General features: G+C 69.9%; 12 protein-coding genes. 7 read left to right on the top strand and 5 right to left on the bottom strand.

Annotation, left to right across the window (positions count from 1 at the left end; genetic code table 11):
- Positions 1-98 precede the first annotated feature (98 nt).
- The gene (locus tag KME78_RS61650) at positions 99-860 is read right to left on the bottom strand and encodes a thioesterase II family protein (RefSeq protein ID WP_219539584.1); all 762 of its coding nucleotides are present in this window, start codon (positions 858-860) and stop codon (positions 99-101) included.
- Between the two features lie 65 nt (positions 861-925).
- Here KME78_RS61650 and sbnA point away from each other — a divergent pair, with 65 nt between their 5' ends.
- Both sbnA and KME78_RS61640 read left to right on the top strand, forming a co-directional pair.
- Complete coding sequence (gene sbnA / locus KME78_RS61645; RefSeq protein ID WP_219539583.1) at positions 926-1,939, top strand: 2,3-diaminopropionate biosynthesis protein SbnA; 1,014 nt, start codon at positions 926-928, stop codon at positions 1,937-1,939.
- A 16-nt stretch (positions 1,940-1,955) separates the two neighbouring features.
- Complete coding sequence (locus KME78_RS61640; protein ID WP_219539582.1) at positions 1,956-2,174, top strand: MbtH family protein; 219 nt, start codon at positions 1,956-1,958, stop codon at positions 2,172-2,174.
- A 45-nt stretch (positions 2,175-2,219) separates the two neighbouring features.
- Here the strand turns inward: KME78_RS61640 and KME78_RS61635 are convergent, their stop codons facing one another.
- Entirely contained in the window at positions 2,220-4,013 is a 1,794-nt protein-coding gene (locus KME78_RS61635) for an AfsR/SARP family transcriptional regulator (RefSeq protein ID WP_219539581.1), read from the bottom strand.
- 377 nt (positions 4,014-4,390) lie between these two features.
- On the opposite strand from KME78_RS61635, the gene KME78_RS61630 reads away from it, so the two are divergent.
- Both KME78_RS61630 and KME78_RS61625 read left to right on the top strand, forming a co-directional pair.
- On the top strand, positions 4,391-6,862 hold the full coding sequence (locus KME78_RS61630) for a ligand-binding sensor domain-containing protein (protein ID WP_219539580.1): 2,472 nt from the start codon (positions 4,391-4,393) through the stop codon (positions 6,860-6,862).
- Positions 6,863-6,900: 38 nt separating this feature from the next.
- Positions 6,901-7,881 (top strand): C39 family peptidase, encoded by a 981-nt coding sequence (locus tag KME78_RS61625; RefSeq protein WP_219539579.1) that lies wholly within the window; start codon positions 6,901-6,903, stop codon positions 7,879-7,881.
- A gap of 70 nt (positions 7,882-7,951) precedes the next feature.
- Here KME78_RS61625 and KME78_RS61620 read toward each other — a convergent pair whose 3' ends face one another.
- Together KME78_RS61620 and KME78_RS68365 are read right to left on the bottom strand one after the other, a co-directional pair.
- On the bottom strand, positions 7,952-9,268 hold the full coding sequence (locus KME78_RS61620; protein WP_219539578.1) for a dicarboxylate/amino acid:cation symporter: 1,317 nt from the start codon (positions 9,266-9,268) through the stop codon (positions 7,952-7,954).
- A 69-nt stretch (positions 9,269-9,337) separates the two neighbouring features.
- Positions 9,338-9,400 (bottom strand): putative leader peptide, encoded by a 63-nt coding sequence (locus KME78_RS68365; RefSeq protein WP_372455138.1) that lies wholly within the window; start codon positions 9,398-9,400, stop codon positions 9,338-9,340.
- A gap of 264 nt (positions 9,401-9,664) precedes the next feature.
- Here KME78_RS68365 and KME78_RS61615 point away from each other — a divergent pair, with 264 nt between their 5' ends.
- The gene (locus tag KME78_RS61615) at positions 9,665-10,291 is read left to right on the top strand and encodes a peptide deformylase (protein ID WP_219539577.1); all 627 of its coding nucleotides are present in this window, start codon (positions 9,665-9,667) and stop codon (positions 10,289-10,291) included.
- An 18-nt stretch (positions 10,292-10,309) separates the two neighbouring features.
- Here the strand turns inward: KME78_RS61615 and KME78_RS61610 are convergent, their stop codons facing one another.
- The gene (locus KME78_RS61610) at positions 10,310-11,575 is read right to left on the bottom strand and encodes a vanadium-dependent haloperoxidase (RefSeq protein ID WP_219539576.1); all 1,266 of its coding nucleotides are present in this window, start codon (positions 11,573-11,575) and stop codon (positions 10,310-10,312) included.
- Positions 11,576-11,849: 274 nt separating this feature from the next.
- On the opposite strand from KME78_RS61610, the gene KME78_RS61605 reads away from it, so the two are divergent.
- Together KME78_RS61605 and KME78_RS65795 are read left to right on the top strand one after the other, a co-directional pair.
- Positions 11,850-13,193 (top strand): cytochrome P450, encoded by a 1,344-nt coding sequence (locus tag KME78_RS61605; protein ID WP_219539575.1) that lies wholly within the window; start codon positions 11,850-11,852, stop codon positions 13,191-13,193.
- Positions 13,194-13,249: 56 nt separating this feature from the next.
- Entirely contained in the window at positions 13,250-15,157 is a 1,908-nt protein-coding gene (locus KME78_RS65795; protein ID WP_246655007.1) for a GmrSD restriction endonuclease domain-containing protein, read from the top strand.
- Positions 15,158-15,163: the final 6 nt, after the last annotated feature.

Here is a 15,163-nt window from a genome sequence, read left to right as displayed (position 1 = left end):
CCCCCCCCTTCGGCATGTCTCCGGCCGCCGCGCCACCTGGCGGCCCGGCCGGACCCGCGCGTGCACGCGCCGCCGGCCGGGCGGCGGCCGTCATGTCGTCAGGACGTCGGCAGCGGACGCGCCCCCACCAGCCCCTGGCGCAGGACGTCGAGCATCGGCGCGCAGTCGTGGATGAAGAAGTGATCCCCCGGATAGACGTGGAACCCGAACCCCGCCGCGGCGTGCTCGCTCCACCGCTCGACCTCCGCGGGCAGCGCGTTGGTGTCGTGCTCGCCGGCGAACGCCGTCATCGGGATCGGCAGCCGCACCCCTTCCCGCGCCGCCGAGTCCTCCGACAGCCGGAAGTCCGCCCTGATGGTCGGCAGGAGCAGGTCGACCAGGTCGCGGTCCTCGAAGAACTCCGGCGGGGTGCCGTTCATCTCCCGCAGCCCGTCGATGAACTCGTCGTCGGGCAACTCCCCCATCCGCCGTGCGGCGGGTATGAGTGCGGGGCCGCAGCCCGACACGTACAGGTGGACGGGCATCCGCGCGCCTTCCGCGGACAGGCGCCTGGCCAGCTCGAACGCGACGAGCCCGCCCATGCTGTGGCCGTAGATCGCGAACGGCTTGGACATGGTCGGCGCCAGACCGTCGAGCAGCGCGGGGACGAGGTCGGCCAGCCGGGACATCGGCGGCTCCGCGATGCGGTCCTCGCGCCCGGGCAGCAGGATCGGGCATACCTCGACCTCCTCGCCGAGCAGCGCGGGCCAGCTCTCGAATATCCGGGTCCCGCCGCCCGCGTAGGGCAGGCAGTAGAGCCGGACATTCGCCGTGGGATTGCGGTGCCGCCAGGAGATCCAGCGTGGTCCTGCAGAGTTCATTTGTTCCTCCTCGATGAAAAGCCGCCGATAATGAGCGGAAATCGGGGGCGGCTAGATTCGTTCTCGTGCCGGTGATAAGCGATCCGCTCCAGTACAACGCGGAAAACGTCTATGTCGATCTGCGACCGACTTTCGGCCGCCGCCTCTACCTGAAGTGCGAAGGATTCAACTTCGCCGGATCCGTCAAATTGAAGGCGGCCGCCGAGATGGTGGGGGCCGCGGAGCGGTCGGGACGGCTCCTGCCCGGCACGACCCTGGTGGAGTCCTCCTCCGGGAATCTGGGCCTGGCGTTGAGCATCGTCGCGGCCAGCAAGGGCTACGGCTTCGTCTGCGTGACCGACACGCGTTGCAACGCGCCGGTGCGCGCGATGATGGAGCTGTACGGCGCCCGCGTGCACGTGATCACGACCCCCGACCCGGTCACCGGGTTCCTGGGGGCGCGCATCGACTACGTGCGCCGGCTGTGCGCCCATGACGAGCGCTATGTCTGGCTCGATCAGTACTCCAACCCGGGCAACTGGCAGGCTCACTACCGCCGCACGGCCCCGGCCATCGCGGCCGACTTCCCCGGCCTCGATGTGCTGTTCGTCGGCGCGGGGACGACCGGGACACTCATGGGCTGCGCCCGGTACTTCCGGGAGCACCGGCCCGGGGTGCGCGTGGTGGCCGTGGACGCGGAGGGGTCGTCCGCCTTCGGCGGCCCCGCGCTGCCGCGGATGATCCCGGGGCTGGGCACCAGCGTGCGCCCGCCGCTGCTCGACGAGTCGTACGTCGACGACGTCCTGCACGTGGGCGAGACGGACACGATCCGCGCCTGTCACCGCATGGCCGCCGACGGCTTCCTCTTCGGCGGCTCGACGGGCACGGTCGTCAGCGGTGCCCTGCGCTGGCTGGCCGAGCACCGTGCCGGGAAGGAGGTGACCGCCCTGGCCATAGCTCCTGACCTGGGAGAGCGCTACATGGACACCATCTACTCGAAGGCGTGGCTGCGCGACCACTACGCCGACGAGGAGTGGATGTCCCCGCACTGGGGGCTCGACGACCTCGCCGAGCCCGCACCGACCGTACCGACCGCGTGAACAGGGAGGATCCAACATGACCAATCCTTTCGAGAACAACGACGCCGACTACTACGTCCTGACGAACGACGAGGGCCAGCACTCGCTGTGGCCGTCGTTCATCGAGATCCCCGCCGGGTGGAACAACGTGTACGGCGCGGAGAACCGGCAGAGCTGCCTGGACTACATCGAGGCCAACTGGACCGACATGCGGCCGAACAGCCTGGTGAAGATCATGGAGAATGCCGGCCGATAGCGGACGGGTACGGTGGGCGGGCATCGTGCCCGCCCACCTTCCGTGCTATCCGCGCACATCGACCGGGCGGGGTACCTCGGCGTACACGTAGTGGCCCTTCTCCAGCGCGTACTCCGCGAAGAGGCCGGGCGTCCGGTACACCGGCTCGGTCCCGGCCGTCGACAGTTCCAGGAAGCCCGCCTCGCGCAGCTCCTCCAGCAGGTCCTCGGCCTCGGCGGGACCGCAGCCGAGCAGCTGCGCGGCCGTCCATGGCGTCACCTCGGGGAAATCCAGGCTCCCGAGCCGGTGCAGCGCCATGGAGGGGCCGGGTCTGAGCCCTCGGTAGCTGAGCGCTATCCGTTCCCGCATGTCCCACACGCCGTGGCTGATCTCGCTCAGCCGACCGCCGGGACGTTCCATCCGGACGACGAAGTCCTTGAGCAGCCAGTGGCCCCTGGCGCCCAAGCGCATGGCCGCGCCCCACAGAGCCAGGGGCAGCTGGTCGCACAGCTCGGCGAGCCGCTCGACCGCGTCGGGCTCGCCGTCGGTCCGCACCGCGCCGACGAGGTCGCGCAGCAGCGAGACCGACTCCGCCGGCTCCAGCGGCGTCACGTTCGCCTGGACGTCCCCGTACGCGTCGGGCAGGCTGCGGCCGGTGATCAGCACGCAGCAGGTGCTGCTGCCCGGGATCAGCGGCCGTATCTGGGCGGCGCTCCTGACGTTGTCGAGCAGGACCAGCACCTGGCGGCCGTCGAGCAGGCTGTTGTAGAGCGGCACCTGCTCGTCCACCCGCGCCGGGATCTCCGCCGGTGCCACGCCGAGATCGCGCAGCATCCGGCTGAGCACCGCCGACGGCCCCGCGGCGAGATCTCCCGAATCCCAGCCGCGCAGGTCGGCGAAGAGCCGGCCGTCGGGGAAGAACGCGGTCGACCGGTGCGCCCAGTGCAGCGCCAGCGCGGTCTTGCCGACGCCCGCCTTGCCGGTGAGCACGCCCACGGCGGGCGGGCCGCTGGGGTCACGCAGGCCGAGCAGCCCGTCGAGCGCGTCAAGCTCCGCCTTCCTGCCCGTGAAGTACGGCGGCGCGGGGGGCAGCTGCGCGGGCACGAGGCCGGTCAACACGGTGGCGGCGGGCTTGCCGTCGCCCTCCGAGAGCCGGGGGTCGTCATTGAGTATCGCCGCGTGCATGTCGCGCAGGATCGGGCCGGGTTCGAGCCCGAGCTCGTCCACGAGCCGGCGACGGCCTTCGTTGAAGACCTCCAGCGACTCGCCGCGCCGCCCGGCGCGGTAGTGGGCCAGCATCAGCGCCGCCCGCGCCCGCTCCCGCAGTGGATGGTCCCTGACCAGGGCGGCCAGCTCGGGCACGAGGTCGGTGTGGCGGCCCAGCTCGGCCTTGCGCGCGAGGCACTCCTCGGTGGCGGCCAGCCGCCGCTCCTCGAGCTGGAACGCCTTGGCGGCCAGGACGGCGCTCGGCATCCCGGCCAGCGCGTCGCCGCGCCACAACTTGAGCGCCTGCTCCAGCAGGGCGCCCGCCACGGACATACGGCCTTCGCGCAGCGCGGCCTGCGCCTGCCCCGTCAGCCGGGCGAACTCTTCGTGATCGATACGGCAGCCGGCGGAATTCAGCTTGTACCCGGGTGAGACGGTGGAGATCACGTCGGGGTAACCGGCCGCGGCGAACATCTTGCGCAGAGCGGTCACGCAGATCGCGATCTGGGTACGCCGGGTCACCGGCGGATCGTCGTCCCAGACGGCCTCCACCAGGGTGTCGACGGACACCACGCAGTCGGGAGAGAGGAGGAGCATCGTCAGGACGACGCGCTGGCGCGGGCTGCTGACGGGGAGCTGGCGGCCACCGGCCACCACCTCCAGAGGACCGAGAAGCCTGAACTCTAACGATTTCTGGGTATTTCCGGATAGCTCACTCACGGACCCCATCGTTGACCCCACCCATCGCGGTCCCTCGTCACCACGGCAGGATTTCGATAGGAGCTCGGGCGTGAACGCCTCATCAAGCCGCCGGGCTCGCCTGCGAGGGCCTGAGGCCCGGCTGCGGGAGCTGACACGTACAGGGCATTGACGCGCCACGCTCACGAAGTTACGGTCATGACCGTAATCGCGCACAAATGAACACACCGTGGAGGTGGCGCTGTGCAGATTCCCGAGGAGGGCCCCTTAACAACGTGGCGGATCAGGCCGCACGCCAGACGGCGGCCCGCCCGCAAGACAGGCGAAGGCGCGTGAGGCGCGCCCTGCGCGGGGCGGTGGCGGCGGCGTTCCTCGCGACGCTGCTCGCGGCGCCGTCCGCACCGGCGGTCGCGGCCGACCTGCGGATCGCCAACGGAGGCTTCGACGACGGCCTCACCGGCTGGAGCGGCTCGCACAGTCCCGGCGGCGTCGACGCCGTGACCTGGGACGGGCGCACCACCGCGCGGGTCACCGACACCGACCCGGCCGCCGCCTACGGCCGGGAGAGCCTGCCGGGCCTGCCCGCCGCGGCGGGGACGCGCTACACCCTGAACGCCGTCGTCTGGGCCGACAGCGGCACCGCGCAGCTGTATCTGCGCTTCAGGGACGCCTCCGGCAAGCTGCTGTCCGGCGGCGGGAACGCGTCGGTGACGGGCCGGCGGTGGAACCGCGTCACGGCCTCGGGTATCGCGCCCACCGGCACGGCCACGGTCTCGGCCCTCATCTACTCAGGGGTGGCCGACGTGGGCACCGCCTACTGGGACGAGGTGCTGATCACGAAAGACGTGACCGACCTGGGCGTGCAGATCGAGAGCAGTGTGCCCAACGCCACCACGTTCGCGGGCGGCAGCGCGTACGCCCTCTTCACCGGCACCGCCGACGCCAACCCGCAGCTCGCCGTGATCGACGTGGCCACCGAGAAGGTGACCCGGAAGATCACCATTCCCGACTCGGCGGACACGCCCACCGTCGGCGGCTGGGCGGCGGCCACGGCCACCGACGGCAGCGTCTACCTCGGCACCTATCCCAACTCCAAGCTCTACCGGCACGTCCCCGGCACGTCCACGGTCACCGACCTCGGGCGGGCGGAGGGCGGTTACTCCTTCATCTGGGACCTGGAGCCGGGCGCGGGCGGGAAGGTGTACGGCGGCACCTACAACGACGGCCGCTACTTCAAGTACGACAACGGCGCCTTCACCACGATCGGCAGCGTGCCCATCGTGACCGGCGCCCAGTACGTGCGCAGCATCGCCCACGACCCGGCCGCCAACGCCACGTACCTGGGCACCGGCACGAACGCCGCGCTGGTCAGGTTCGACAACGTCACGGGGCGGGTGGACAGCCTGCTTCCGGCGGCGTACGCGCACAACTCCATGGTGGGCGGGCTCACCTGGACGGGCGGCAGGCTGTTCGCCTGGATCGACCGCACGCTGCTCGTCCTGCGCGTCGTCCGCAACGCCGACGGCTCGTACGCCGCCACCACCGACGCCACGATCAACGACGTGGACCTGCACCACTCGCCGGCCCGCGACGGCAAGGTGTGGTTCGTCAAGGACGGCCTGCTGCACTCCTACGACGTGGCCACCGCTTCCGTGCAGGCGACCTCCGTCCGGCCCGGACTCGACGTCACCGGCTACACCTGGGCCGACGGCACGCTGGTCGGCCTCGGCGCGGCCTCGGACGGCACCAGGATCTTCAAGTACGACACCGCGAGCGGCGCCTGGAGCAGCAGAGTCGTCGCCGGCACCCCCGTACTTCCCGCCGCCATCAACGCGCTCGGCGCGGGACCCGACGGCCGCGTCTACACCGGCGGCTACCTGACCGGCGGGACCGGGATCTACGACCCGCTGCGGGGCGACGGCGACGACGTCCGGCCGGACACGAAGACCCTCAACGGGCTCAGCCAGACCGACAGCCTGCTGGCGCACAACGGCCTGCTCTACATCGGCGCCTATCCCTCGGCCAAGCTCTACAGCTACGACCCCACGGGCCCCTGGCCGCCCACGCTCCGGTACACCGGCGGCGCGGCGGGCGACAAAGCCGACGACTGCGAGCCGGGCAACGGGCCGCCGCCGCAGGACCGGCCGTACGCGCTCGCCGGCGGGCCGGACGGCACCGTCTACATGGGCACGGTGCCCAAGTACGGCAAGCGCAGCGGCGCCCTGACCATATGGAAGGAGGGCACAGCCGGGCGGACGATCTGCGTGGTGCCGAACCAGTCCGTCGTCTCGCTGGCCTACGCGGGCGGAAAGGTGTTCGGCGGCACCTCCACGCGCGGCGCCCTGGGCGTCGACCCCGTCTACGCGCCGGGGGCGTCGGCCACGCTGTTCTCCTTCGACCCGGCCACCGGCGCCGTGCGCCCGTATCCGCTCCCGCTGACGGCGCCCAAGGCCGTCACGGCCCTCACGGAGGTGGACGGCAAGCTCTGGGGCCTGGCGGGCGGCTCGCTGCTCACCCTCGATCCTGCACGGCCCGAGGCGATCACGGCGACGCGGCTGTTCCCCGACCCCGACTACGACGCCAAGTCCAGCCTGGCCTGGCGCGACGGGGAACTGCTGACCGTGGCCCAGGATCCCGGCCACGTCTACGGCACGGCCGGCGACCAAATCTTCAAGATCGACAAGTCGACCAAGGCGCTGACCGTGCTGCTGACGGTCTCGGGCGCGGAAGGGCTGACGGCCGACGGCTTCGGCAACCTGTACTACAAGATCAACGAACGGCTGTACCGGCTCGCCATCCATTAGCCCCGAGCATTTCGGCCTGAACCGATATACGAGGAAGCATGCCCGTGCAAAGAATGGTCAGAGCATTACTCACGATCCTGATGGGAGCGGCGCTCGCGGTCATCACCGTCCCGGCGCTCCCCGCGCAGGCGGGAATCTGGCACGAATACCCGACCACGCTGAACACCACCTGCAGCGAGACCCGCGTCCACAACGGCACCGCCTACCAGGTGTGCCTCGAGTTCAACGGGAACCGCACCCAGGTTCGCGCCGTCGCCTTCATCAACCCGGGCGCGTACACCAACTTCCAGGTCAATCTGCGGCTCTGGTTCGGCGGCGGCGGCCCGGACATCTCCGACTCGTGCCCGACGATGACCACGAACGCCAGCCGGGCGTGCTACACCGCGTTCACCGACCTCAGGCGCCCCTACGTCGTCACCGAGGCCAAGTTCGGCATCGCGGGGACGTGGCAGCTCCCGGTCCGGGCCCTGGACATGAGACTGTCGGCCAAGCAGCAGGAGCGCGACAACTGGTGCGGCCCGGGCGCCGTGCAGACCACGCTCGCCACCATCGGCATCTCGGCTCCGCCGCAGTCGGAGCTGGCCGACAAGCTGCAGACGGGCGACACGCTGTTCGGCGCCACCCTGCCGGGCAGGATCCCCGCCGCCATCAACTCCTACATCCCGGCCTCCGACTGGCAGTACAAGTGGGAGGAGATAGCGGTCTCCAACGGCCAGACGTATGAGGCGGGCATCCAGCGGATCGTCACGTCCCTGTCGCGCGGCAGACCGGTGATGGTCCTCGTGATCCCCGGCAAACTGCCGTGGTGGAACAGCTCCACGCCCTTCCTCCGGCACTATCTGACCATCACCGGTTACGGCGGTGTGGTGCACGCCGACGGCTCCGTCCATCCCACGACGTTCAAGGTCGCCGACCCGGCGGACGCCAGCGAGCACTCCATCGACGTGGACAAGCTCCTGCTGGACAACGCCAACCTCGCGTGGAACGGGATCGACAGCGCCGCCATCGTGAGAACCTGACCGGAACAAGAACAGCCGGGGCGGCCCTCGCGTGGGCCGCCCCGGCTGCTGGTCGGGCTGGTCAGGCTGGTTAAGCGATCGCCGGTTCGCCGGAGGGGCGCGGCGCGCTCGCCGGAGCCTCGTCGAGCGGCTGCGGCGGAGCGTTGAGCACCGCCTCGTCGATCCGGCCCTCACCTCGGGCCACGAGGAGCGGCACCACGATCTGCCCCGCCACGTTGGTCGCGGTGCGGATCATGTCGAGGATCGGGTCGATGGCCAGCAGCAGGCCGACGCCCTCGAGCGGCAGGCCCAGCGTGCTCAGCGTCAGTGTGAGCATGACGATCGCGCCGGTCAGACCGGCTGTCGCGGCCGAGCCGACGACGGAGACGAACGCGATGAGCACGTACTCGCCGACGCCCAGGGGCACGTTGAACACCTGCGCCACGAAGATCGCCGCCAGCGCCGGGTAGATCGAGGCGCAGCCGTCCATCTTGGTGGTCGCACCGAACGGCACGGCGAAGGAGGCGTAGTCGCGGTCGACGCCCAGACGCTCGATCGTCACCTTCTGCGTCAGCGGCAGCGTGCCGACCGAGGAGCGGGAGACGAAGGCCAGCTCGATCGCGGGCCACGCGTTGCGGAAGAACGTGATCGGGCTGACCTTGCCGACCAGCGCGAGCAGCGTCGGGTAGACGGCCAGCAGGACGATGAAGCAGCCGATGTAGACGCCGAGACCGAACTTGGCCAGCGGCGCGAGCAGGTCCCATCCGTACGTGGCGACCGACTTGCCGATCAGACCGGCGGTTCCGAGGGGGGCCAGGCGGATGACCCACCACAGCGCCTTCTGGACCAGTTCGAGGATCGAGCGGCTGAAGGTGAGGAACGGCTCGGCCTTCTCGCCGATCGCGATGGCCGCCGCACCGAGGACGATCCCCAGGAAGACGATCTGGAGGACGTTGAGCTCGGTGAACGCCGTGACGATGTTCGTCGGGATGATGCCGGTGATGAAGTCGACCCAGGTTCCGACGTGCTCGGGTGCCTTCGCGCCCGCCGTGCTCAGGGTGACGCCCTTACCGGGGTTGATGATCAAGCCGAGGGCGATGCCGACGATGACGGCGATCAGCCCGGTGGCCAGGAACCAGAACAACGTCTTGCCCGCCAGTCGAGCCGCGCCGTTGACGTTGCGGAGGTTGGCGACGCTGACCACGACGGCGGTGAACACCAGCGGCGGCACGGCCAGCTTGAGCAGCTGGACGAAGATCGATCCGACTTCGGTCAGGGTGGTGGCCAGCCAGGCGAGGTCCCAGATGCGGGCGGCGAAGCCGAGGGCCACGCCCACGACCAGGCCCAGCAGCAACTGCAGGGAAAAAGAGAATCTCTTCACGATGAGGAAGGCTCCGAAAATCGGCATGCCTGAGAGGGCATGCGAAAAGGGGGTGGTAGATGGGTCGAGGGGATCAAGCGCTACGTCGGAGCGCGATCAGCGACAGATGGACCCGGTCAGACGGCAGAGATCGATGTGCAGCCGCTCAACCAGCCACACCGACAGGACGGAAAACCTCACAAGCTGTCTAAGTCGTACGAAAGGTGCATCATTCCGACTATAAGAGTGATCTCCTTCACAAATCAAGACCTTCCCGATCGGGAATAGGGGTCGGAACGCCGGAGGCGAGGGCCGCGACCTGGGCGGCCGATGGTGCGGTGGCCTCGGGAGGCGGCACGCGGGCGCCGGTCCAGGCGCTGCGCTTCGGCACGCGCGTGCTCTACCGTCTGCTGAGCGACTACTGACCGAAAGGACCCCTTGCGCATGAACCACGAGGGCCCGCGCGCAGGCGCGGTTGGCGGCGAGGAGCTGGCCGAGCGGGTGCACGCCCTGTTGGCGGCGCCCCGGCCCTGGTCCATCACCCAGGCCGGCGACCCCGTGCTGCGCCGCCCGACCGAGCCGTACGACGGCCAGCTGCCCGACGGCCTGCTGCGCGAGCTGCTCGACGCGATGTTCCGGCACCTGCCGGGCGTCGGGGTGGGACTCGCCGCGCCGCAGATCGGCATCCCGCTGGCGCTGGCCGTCATCGAGGACCCCGCCGACGTGCCGCCGGAGATCGCCACGGAGCGGGGGCGCGTGCCCCAGCCTCCGCTGGAGCTCGTCAATCCCGTCGTCACTCCCCTGGAGTCCCGCTATTACGCCTTCTACGAGGGATGCCTGAGCGTCGAGGGGCTGACCGCCGTCGTGCCGCGCCACGCGCGGGTCCGGCTGTCGGCTCTCGACGGTGGCGGGCGCGCGTACGACGTGGAGCTGTCCGGCTGGCCGGCGCGGATCGCCCAGCACGAGACCGACCACCTGAACGGCGTCCTGTACCTCGATCGGGCCGAACCACGCTCGCTGTCGACGGTCGGCAACTACGAGCGCTTCTGGGCTCCAGGCAGCGTCAGTTGATGTGCGGCGCCTGGGTCATCACCTCTTCGGGCGGAAGTAGTGTCCGGCCATGTAGGCGGTGACCTGGCCGCCGATCTTCGCGCCCTGGACGTCGGCCGTGCGGGTATGGATGCCGCCCCACACGCGGGCGTCGACGACCTCGGCGAGCGCCTGCGAGAAGCCGCGGAAGTGCCGGGTGGTGCCCGAGTCTGCGCTGTACCCGCTGAAGGAGATGTCGTCCCGGCCGAAGAAGTACGCCAACGCCGACATGCTCGCGGCGGTGAAACAGGCGTGTCCGGACGTGAAGTCGGGGTGCGGCGGCGTCACGAGCAACGGCATCCAGTCGGGGTCGGCCACCGTGTCCGGGTTGCCGTCGGTGTCGGCGAGCTGGATCGCGGTGACCGGCCGCCAGAAGCTCCACGCCGCCTTCTCGTTGAAGCAGGCGATCGTGGCATCGGCCTCGGCCAGGTCGGCCATCGCGAACATCCGCGCCGTCTGGAGCGTGTTCAGTCGCTGCGTCGTCGCGAGCTGCCGCTTGATCCCCCATTCGGCAAGATGCCGGTCGTGCCACCAGATCGCGGCCTGCGTCTGGTCGGCCGTCCTGAGTATGCTGGTCGCCGAGCCGATCGTCTTGACCTCGTTGAAGTCCCGGGCGTACCGGGGGCTGGTGAGCGATGGCGGGCCGGACGTGCGGAACATGGACGCGCTGGGGATGAGGAACGGTTTGACGTGGCCGACCCATGCCCCGTCGGAGGCGTAGGTGGGCGGCGCCGGCCGCCACTGGCCGGGCTGGGTGCCGACGGTCCAGGTCTGGCTGCCGAACGCCCCGTCGTTCTTCCGGGCGGCGATCATCGCATCGGCCGCCTGAGCGCCCACGGTGATCCCGCGTCGCTTCGCGGCGCCATCGGGAATGGTGGCCAGCGACTCGTCGTACTGCGTCGTCAACCTCGCCCGCTGAGCCGGGAACAGCGCGTCCAGCACGCGGAAGGCCGCGGTCGCGACGGCCGCTTCCGTCGACTCGGCGCCGTTGGCGGCCGGGGCGATCAGGTAGGGCTGATAGGGGGTGCCGGCGATCGCGTTCGCCGCGTCGTAAACGGCTCCGTGCACCATCGCGAAACTGCGCGCCTGAACTTGCGGCTGCTGACCGGCGACGTCCCAGATCGCGGTCTGGGCATTGCCGTCCCAGACAATGACGGCATTGGCGGGGGTACGCGAATCCGAGGCGTACGCGAATGGCGACCCTGCGGCGACGACTCCGGCGACGGCTAACCAAACGACCTTGCGTCGTAGCCATGATTTCAGCACTGAAGCAAACTACTATGCGGGCCGCAGCCGTTACAGGGGCCGAGCGGTCGAAAGGTTGATAACGACATAGCCGAAAACAGCCCCCGCCACCTGGCCATTGACCTGGCAAAAAACGTGATTCATAGTCACGTCATCCGCTTCGATCAGTGAGGACGGTGAGAAAGTCGTGCGCCTGCTGCGTCATGTGGCCGCCCGCCTTGTCGGCAAGGTTCGAGTCAGCGGCCGATACATTTACTGGCCCTACCATCACGGCAAGTAAACAGACCTCCATCAGTTGAACACGGCACGCCCACCAGGGCCTCGCGGCCACTGGCTGCTGGGCAATGTCGTCGAGTACGACAAGGACCGCATCGCTTTCCTACGCCGCCATCATCGTGAATACGGCGACGTGTTCTCCTTCGACGACCGGACCGTCTTCACCATCGACCCGCAGCTCACCCACCAGGTTCTGACCGCTACCAACCACGACTACGTCACGGAACTGGGGCCGTTCGCCGGCTCGTCGGCGCTGCACGCGGCCGGCGAGATGATCAGCCCGTGGATGCGGGCGCGCCGCGTGGTGCGCCCCGCCCTCGCCGATGCCGCGGCCTCGGGGATGGACGCCCGGATCGTCGCGATTCTGGACGCCGTGCTCGACCGGACGGCGGGCCGCGACGTCGACGTACTGCCGGTGATGCTCGACTTCGCCGGGCACGCCGTGGCCGAACTGTGCCTCGGCGAGGACGCGGCGGGCATCCCCGAACTGCTCGCGGCCAACCACGCGGCGCTGCTGCCGTTCGAGGACGCCGACTACCAGCTCCCCGCGTGGGTTCCGTCGCCGCGTAACCGCCGATTCGTCCGCGTCCACCGCCGCACGATGGAGACGCTGACCCGGCTGGTCGCCGCCAGACGCGCCGAGCCCGCCCGGCGGCCACCTCGCGACCTGCTCGACGTACTGCTCGGCGCGCATCCGGCGATGACCGACAAGTCGGTGACCACCACGTTGTGGAGCATTCTGGTCGGCGGGCACGGCATTCCCGCGGCGGCGTTGACCTCCATCGTCCGCGAACTCGCGATCCGCCCGCGCCTGGCCGCCGACCTCGCGGACGAGGCGGGGCCGCCGGCCGGAGCCGCACCGTCAGCCGGAGCCGCACCGTCAGCCGGGGCCGCACCGTCGGCCGAAGCCGCGCCGCCGGCCGAAGCCGCGCCGCATGGGCGTCTTCCGCTGGCCGAGGCCGTGGTCAAGGAGATCCTCCGGCTGTCTCCGCCGGCATGGATGATGACCAGGGTCGCGCGCACCGCCGTCACGCTCGGCGAGTGGCGGCTGCGACCGGGAGACGAGGTGCTGTGCACCGCGTTCCTGATCCACCGCGACCCTCGCTGGTGGTCGCAGCCGGACGAGTTCGACCCGGCTCGGTGGGAGACGGCGCGGCCGGCGCCTGGCACGTACCTGCCGTTCGGGGCCGGCTCCCGCTACTGCCTCGGCGCCGCGGTGGCGATGCGCCAGCTCACCCTCGCCACATCCCGTATCGCCCAGCGCTTTCACGTACACGCGCCGAACGCGGTCGCGGCGGAACCCGAGTTCTGCGGGCGCCTGGCACCGGCGGGCCTGCGGGCCGAGTTCCGCTTTGGGGAGTAAGTCGTGTTCTTGAATATCACTGCCGTCGGCGGGGAGTGACTGGTATGGCTGGAACCATGATCTTCTCGAGGCGGCCGGTCCAAGTCGCCGCACTCACCCTGCTGACCCTCCCGATCGCCGCTGTCACCGCTCCCCCACAGGCGGCCGCCGACGCCGGCAAGCGGCCACAGGCCGGTGCCGAGGCGATGGCCCGCAGAATGCTGGCCCAGTTGAAAGTCGCCAGGCCCCTGTCGATCCGCGGTTACAGCCACCGGCGCTTCCAGCCCCGATGGGCACACCACAAGGGCAGGTGCGGGACCCGAGAAGTGGTCCTGGCCCGCGACGGGCGACACGTGCGCAGGAACGCGGCCTGCCAGCCGATCAAGGGCGTCTGGTACAGCCCGTACGACGGTAAGCGGCTGAAGAGCGAGAAGCAGGTGGACGTCGACCATGTCGTACCGCTGTCGTACGCCTGGCGCTCCGGCGCCGGCAAATGGAGCCAGGCACGACGGCGCGCCTTCGCCAACGACCTCACCCGCCCCGAACTGGTCGTGGTCAGCCACTCCGCCAACATCGCCAAGGGCGGCCAGGGACCGCAGAGCTGGCGTCCGCCGCGCCTATTGGTGCCGGTACGCCACCTCATGGATCACGGTGAAGCATCACTACCGGCTCTTCGTGACGCGGAAGGAGAAGGTGGCCTTGCTCAACATGCTCCGCACCTGTCGATGACAGTGATGACGATGCCGCGTGTGAATCGTGATCATATTCTCCTGACTCATCCCGGTACCTCGAAGCCCAAGTACCTGGAACTCCGGGTCGACGGGGTGGAGCTGCACCGGAATTGGTGGACCGGCACCGGGAAGCCTCAGGGGCGCACGAAGCCGTTCGATGACAATCGCGCGGCACGCGAGGCCCTGGAGAAGGTCGTCACCGAGAAGATGCGTGACGGCTACGCCCTGCTCCGCGACGCCGCCGCGACCGCACCGGGCGACGTCGTCGCCCAGTGCACGACGCGGGCGACGAACGGCGTCGTCACGACCGCCCTCCACCCGGACGGCCACACCGTCGCGGTCGCCCGCGGCATCCCCGGCCAGCCCGGTCAGGCCGGCGCCGACGTACAGACAGTGGACCTGCGGACCGGCACCCGCCAGGTGCTGTACACCGAGGCGTATCAGTACTCACTCATCCACACCGTGTCGTTCGCACCGGACGGCTCGCACCTGACGTTCACCGTCCGCAACACGAGCAGCATGGCGGAGGCGAGCTACAGGGTGACGCTCGCCACCGGTCACGTCCAGCGCCTGCCCCACACCCGACCGGACTGGGACACTGCCCGCCGGCGAATGCTGGTGGTTGACAACGATCACGCGCTGCGGGTGCTGGGCCCGGACGGCGACTCGTGCCTCGATCTTCCGGCGGGCAAGCCCTTCCAGACCGCCGCCACGCTGTCGCCGTCGGGCCGGCTCCTCGGCCTCACCCACGACCCGGACAACCGCGATACGGAGTACGACCTCGAGATCTGGGATGTCGACACCGGTCAGCGAGTGCTCGCCGCCCCGTTCCCCTTCCCGGCGGGATACCAGGGGATCAGCCGCCGGTTCGACAAGCTGGCGTTCGACGGGACCGAGCACATTCTCGTCGCGAGCGGCGGGACGTCAGGGTGCTTCGGTGTCTCGGTGGAATCCGGTGACCTGTGCTGGGCGATCGAGGGCGAGCGGGACGGGTACGAGCGGTTGGCGGACTTCGCGCCGTCACCCGACGGGACCCTGCTCGCCGGCATCCGCTCTGGCGGCCCGGTCATCGTTTACGACGTCGCGACCGGACAGCCGCTGGAGCCGCGCTTCGCTGTACCCGGTGAGTGGTCGCGCTGGTACCAGGCGGTTGGCTTCTCCGCCGACGGCCGGCTCCTGGCGGTCGCCGACTACCCCGGCCGCGTCACGGTGTTCCGGTTCGACGGCGTGGAGTTCACCAAGCCCGGCGATTGACGATCG

The organism is Nonomuraea guangzhouensis, from assembly GCF_019396345.1.
GTDB classification, from domain to species: domain Bacteria; phylum Actinomycetota; class Actinomycetes; order Streptosporangiales; family Streptosporangiaceae; genus Nonomuraea; species Nonomuraea guangzhouensis.
Note: the sequence above shows the minus strand (reverse complement) of the source record. Positions and strands in the feature narration are given on the sequence as shown.